Raw genomic sequence first — 5,099 nt, 5'->3', positions numbered from 1 at the left:
CCCGCCGCACCGCCGATTCCTCGTGATCCTGGTGGCTGTGCTGCTGTTCGCCGTCGCGATGCTGACAGGGCTGTGGTTCCTCGGGCGCGGCGACATCCTCACGGTCGCGCCGATCCTCGGGATCTTCGTCATCGGGTACACGGTGCTCGCCGCCGTCGGCTTCCTCTGGTGGGCGGTGGGCCTGAGTCGTCGGGTGAAGATCGCCGCATTCGCGTGGCAGAACGGCTGGGCGTACGCCGACCTCCTCGAGCGCACCCGCCGCCCCGGCGCGGCTTTCACCAGAGTCGTGCACGGTCGCGAACGAGCGGTCATCGCCTGCGACGACGCGCGGATGCCGTTCGAGCTGGGCATGCACCATTCGGTCTCGCGGGGGCAGGAGCGCGCGACGATCCAGCGCCCGTTCGCCTTCATCGAGCTGCCGCTGCCCGCATCCGTCCCGCACATCGTGCTGGAGAACCGGAAGCACAGCATCGTCCCCACGCTCGGACTCGGACGCGGAGCAGCCCGCATGGAGTTGGAGGGGGATTTCGCGAAGACGTTCCGTCTCATCGTTCCCGAGGGGTATCAGCAGGACGCCCTGTACATCTTCACCCCCGACCTGATGGCCCGGGTGCTCGACGTCGGTTCCGGCGCCGAGATCGAGCTCGTCTCCGATCGCCTGTACGTCTACCTGCCGTCGCGCACACGGTTCGATCGGGCCGCGACCATGGCGGCCGCCGTCACCCTGGCCGAGGAGTTCCACCGGCGCTTCACCGCACGCACCGAGCTGTATCGCGACGACGACGCCGGGGGCCTCGCCGCCAGGGCCGGCGTCTCGATCGGCCTCCGCGGTCAGCGGCTGGGAGGTCGCGGGATCTCCGTCTTCGCCGTGGCCGGCACCGCCGCGGTGCTGCTGCTCTCGGCCGGCATCACCGCCTTCTCCCTGTTCGGCGGTGATCTGCTCAGTTCGCTCGTCGACTGAGCCCTCAGACGCACGGCTGCGGGCCTGGCCCGGAGGGGGCGCCAGGGCCGCAGCCGTGTCCTTCCCGTCGTTGACGGCCGCGCGGCGCTCAGGCGGAGCCGCGGACGACCAGCTCGGTCGGAAGGATCGTCGTGGTCGGCGGATTCTCGCCCGCGAGACGTGACAGCAGCACCCGCGCCATGGCCTCACCCTGCGCGTACATCGGCTGGCGCATCGTGGTGAGCGGCGGGTCCGTCGTGACGGCGACCAAGGAGTCGTCGAAGCCGACCAGCGCGATGTCCTCCGGCACCCGCAGGCCGGCCGAGCGCAGGGCTGTCAGCGCACCGCGGGCCATCAGGTCGCTCGCGACGAAGATCGCATCAGGTCGGCCCCCGTCGAGCAAGCGCCTCGCGGCCTCTGCCCCGCTGCTCTCGCTGTAGTCGCCCTCTTCCTCCGCGTACGGGGTGAGCCCCGCACCGGTGAGAGCGGCCCGGAAGCCCTGTACGCGATCCTCGGAGGCGACCATCGTGAGCGGACCCGAGATCGTGGCGATACGCGTGCGACCGATGTCGATCAATCGCTGGGTGGCATTCCTCGCCCCCGCGACGTTGTCGACGTCGACGACGTAGTCGCCTTCGTTTCGACGCACAGGGCGTCCGCCGAACACGACGGGCACCGCATCCGCTATCCGATCGACGAACGCATCGCTCGTGTGGTGCGACACGATGAGCGCGCCGTCGACTCCGCCGTTGCGCACGAAGCTGGTCATCTTGTCGCCGGGGTCATCGCTCGCGATCAGCAGGTTGAGCAGGTAGTCCGAGCCGCCCAGCGCCCCGGTGATGCCCGCGACGATCGCAGCGAAGAACGGGTCCCCGAAGAAGCGCGTGGTGTCCTCCGGAACGATCAGCGCGATGGCGTGCGTCTGACGCGACGCGAGTGAGCGTGCCGCACGGTTGGGCACGTAGTTGAGCTCGTCGATGGCTGCGCGCACGGCGGCGAGGGCCTCGGGACTCACGGCCGTCGAGCCGTTCACGACCCGCGACACGGTGGACCGGGAGACACCGGCAGCCGACGCCACCTCTTCGATGGTCGCTCGGGGCGACATCAACGCACGTCCTCTTCCATCGCCCTATTCTCACCGGTCACGCGGCCATCTCGCTTCGAATCGCGCAAATGGTCGCATCTCGACCGCGGATCGAACCATTCACGCGATTCGAGGGGCGGGCTGGAGCTCGTCGACGTCGACGAGCCAACCGATCCGTTGACGTCGCCGCTCCTCGACCGGCGAATCCTCGGCGTCAGCGGGTCGGGTCGACGGCCCGTGATACTCGACGGCCGCGACCGGTAGTCCGCCGACGGAAGACAGGCGGGTCGTGCCGGGCACCCGTTCGATGCTGGACCCTTGCCGCGAGAATCTCGCCCCCGCGGACACGCCATTCGGAAGCTGCAGCCTACCGGCGGTCCGGGCCCGGGCGAATGGGTCCACGAAGTGCTCGAACCTGCGCTCGACCACCTCCCGACTGACCTCATGCACCGCGATGACTCTGCCGCGAACCCGATCCGCGTGCTCCTCTTCGTGATGCGACTCCAGCGCATCGACGGTGCCAGCCAGTTCCGCCCCCAGCTCGTCGACCAGACCCTCCGGATCACGCGACCGGATCCCGAAGTCGACCTCGCCGCCGATCTCGAACGGGTCTCCGCAGCACGCCCACTCCCACGGCGTGAGCCACACACGCGTCATGCCGTCAGACTATCCCCGGCGCCCGGCTCAGAGCGCGCGAGCGGCGATGATGCGGGTGTACTCGTGGGCGGAGTCCTTGAGGGTGCGCTCCTGGGTGTCATAGTCGACGCGCACGATGCCGAAGCGCTTGTCGTAGCCCCAGGCCCACTCGAAGTTGTCGAAAAGCGACCAGTAGAAGTAGCCGCGCACGTCGACACCCCCCTCCGCCGCGTCGAGCACGGCACCCAGGTGCAGCCGGAGGAACTCGGCACGGTCGGTATCGTGCACGCGTGGCTCGCCGTCTTCGACCACCACGACGTCGTCGTAGGCCGCGCCGTTCTCGGTCATGTAGAGCACCGTTCCCGCGGGCTCGGCGTACTCCGTCCAGACCCGCTGCAGCACACGGGTGAGCCCCTCGGGCTGCACCTCCCAGTTCTGCGCCGTGCGGGGCAGACCTCGCTCGACCGCGTGGATGCCCTCACTCGACGGATACGGGCTGCGGCGCACGCGCTCGGTGTCGGGCTCGGCCGAGACGGGTTCCTCGGTCGGTGCCGTGCCCGAGACGAAGTCGCCGTGGTAGTAGTTCACGCCCTGGGTGTCGATGGGCTGCGCGATCGTATCGAGGTCGCCGTCGTGCACAGCCGCTTCGAACGTCGCGACGGCTTCAACGTCCACCGCACGGATGTCCTCGACGATGTCGGCCGGATAGCTGCCGCGGTAGATCGGGTCGAGGAACCAGCGGTTGAACTGTCCGTCCACGCGGCGGGCGGCGTCGACGTCGGCCGGGTTCTGCGGGTCGGCAGGATCGGCGACCGTGTGGTTGAGCGTGATGCCGAGATTGAGCGAGGCATCGCGCCCCCGCAGCTCCTGTACCGTCTTGCCGTGTGCGAGCAGCAGGTGGTGCGCGGCGAGCAGCCCCTCCGCGATGCTGGTGTGCCCCGGCGCGTGCTCACCCGCCGTGTAGGAGAGGAACGATGAGCACCACGGCTCGTTCAGCGTGGTCCAGACGTTCACCCGGTCGCCGAGCGCATCGTGCATGGTCCCCGCGTACTCCAGGAAGCGGTCGACGGTGTCGCGGTTCGTCCATCCTCCGACCTCCTGCAGCGCCTGCGGCATGTCCCAGTGGTACAGCGTCAGCCAGGGCAGGATGTCGGCGGCGAGCAGTTCGTCGACCAGGCGCTCGTAGAAGTCGACGCCCGTGGCGTTCACCGCTCCGCCGTCAGGACGCACCCGGGACCACGAGGTGGAGAACCGGTAGGTCTGCAGGCCGAGCCGCTTCATGAGCGCGACATCCTGCGGGTACCGATGGTAGTGATCGCACGCGACGTCGCCGTTCTCCGCTCCGATCACGGCGCCCGGCTCACGCGAGAACGCATCCCAGATCGATGCGGTGCGCCCGTCCTCGAACGCCGCCCCTTCGATCTGGTACGCGGCCGTGGCTGCGCCGAAGAGGAAGTTCTCGGGGAAGGAGCGGGTCATAGGGGTCATCCTTTCACCGCGCCAGCCATGATGCCACTGACCAGCTGCCGACCCGCGACCACGAAGAGCACGAGCAGCGGAAGGGTCGCGAGCACCGCTCCGGCGAGCACGATCGAGTAGTCGATGTAATACCCCGACTGCAGCTGGCTGAGCGCCGTCTGCAGGGTCGGGTTCTGGGGGGAGAGCACGATCAGCGGCCACAGGTAGTCGGTCCACGCTGTCATGAAGGTGAAGAGGCCGAGGATCGCCATGGCGGGCCGGGCCGCGGGGAGCCCGACGGTCAGGAACGTGCGGAACTGGTTCGCGCCGTCCATGCGCGCAGCCTCGATCAGCTCGTCGGGGATCACGTCCACCAGGTACTGGCGCATGAAGAAGACACCGAATGCCGTGACGAGAGTCGGCACGATGACGGCGCCGATCGAGCCGGTCCAGCCCAGCTCGCGCATCAGCATGAACAGCGGGATGATGCCCAGCTGCGTCGGGATGGCCATCGTCGCGATCACGAAGACCATGAGTCCGTCGCGCCCCTTGAAGCGCAGTTTGGCGAACGCGTATCCGGCGAGCGTCGAGAACGTGACCACCGAGACGGTGATGATGCCCGAGATGAGGAACGAATTGCCCAGCGCCAGCCAGAACGGGATCGCGTCGAACACCTTGGCGGCGTTGGTGAAGAAGTTGCCGCCGGGGATGAGGGGCAGCGTCTCCCCGCGCGTCGCGTTGGTGCCGCTCGCGACCACGACCGACCACCACAGCGGATACACGCTGCCGATGATGAAGGCAGCGAGGAGGCCATAGGTGAGGAAGCCGGGGCGGCTGCCGATGCCGGCCGTGCCTCCGGTGGCGGCACGGCGCCGGCGGATCTTCTCGGGGACGCTCAGCGCCTGCGTGGCGGTCATCGCGCGTTCTCCTCGGTCGTGATGGCGATCGTCGTGCCGGCTGCGGCTGCGGCTGCGGTCGCAG

The 5,099-nt window shown here is 68.8% G+C and carries 4 protein-coding genes and 1 pseudogene; 1 reads left to right on the top strand and 4 read right to left on the bottom strand.

Features of this window, described 5'->3' with window-relative positions; genetic code table 11:
* Positions 1-961 (top strand): annotated as a pseudogene (locus DSP71_RS10825) (hypothetical protein); the annotation flags it as partial.
* An 88-nt stretch (positions 962-1,049) separates the two neighbouring features.
* On the opposite strand, the gene DSP71_RS10820 reads toward DSP71_RS10825, so the two are convergent.
* The 4 genes from DSP71_RS10820 to DSP71_RS10805 form a co-directional block, all read right to left on the bottom strand.
* Complete coding sequence (locus tag DSP71_RS10820) at positions 1,050-2,045, bottom strand: LacI family DNA-binding transcriptional regulator (RefSeq protein WP_113681093.1); 996 nt, start codon at positions 2,043-2,045, stop codon at positions 1,050-1,052.
* A gap of 99 nt (positions 2,046-2,144) precedes the next feature.
* A complete protein-coding gene (locus DSP71_RS10815; protein WP_113681092.1) occupies positions 2,145-2,681 on the bottom strand; it encodes a DUF6578 domain-containing protein in 537 nt (178 codons plus the stop codon).
* Positions 2,682-2,708: 27 nt separating this feature from the next.
* A complete protein-coding gene (locus DSP71_RS10810) occupies positions 2,709-4,139 on the bottom strand; it encodes a GH1 family beta-glucosidase (protein ID WP_181800722.1) in 1,431 nt (476 codons plus the stop codon).
* Positions 4,140-4,144: 5 nt separating this feature from the next.
* Positions 4,145-5,035, bottom strand: coding sequence for a carbohydrate ABC transporter permease (locus DSP71_RS10805; RefSeq protein WP_046746820.1), 891 nt, complete (start codon positions 5,033-5,035; stop codon positions 4,145-4,147).
* Between the last annotated feature and the right edge of the window lie 64 nt (positions 5,036-5,099).

Origin of the sequence: Microbacterium sp. H6, from assembly GCF_003314775.1 — a bacterium.
Lineage (GTDB): Bacteria > Actinomycetota > Actinomycetes > Actinomycetales > Microbacteriaceae > Microbacterium > Microbacterium oxydans.
This window is presented reverse-complemented; position numbering and strand designations above follow the sequence as displayed.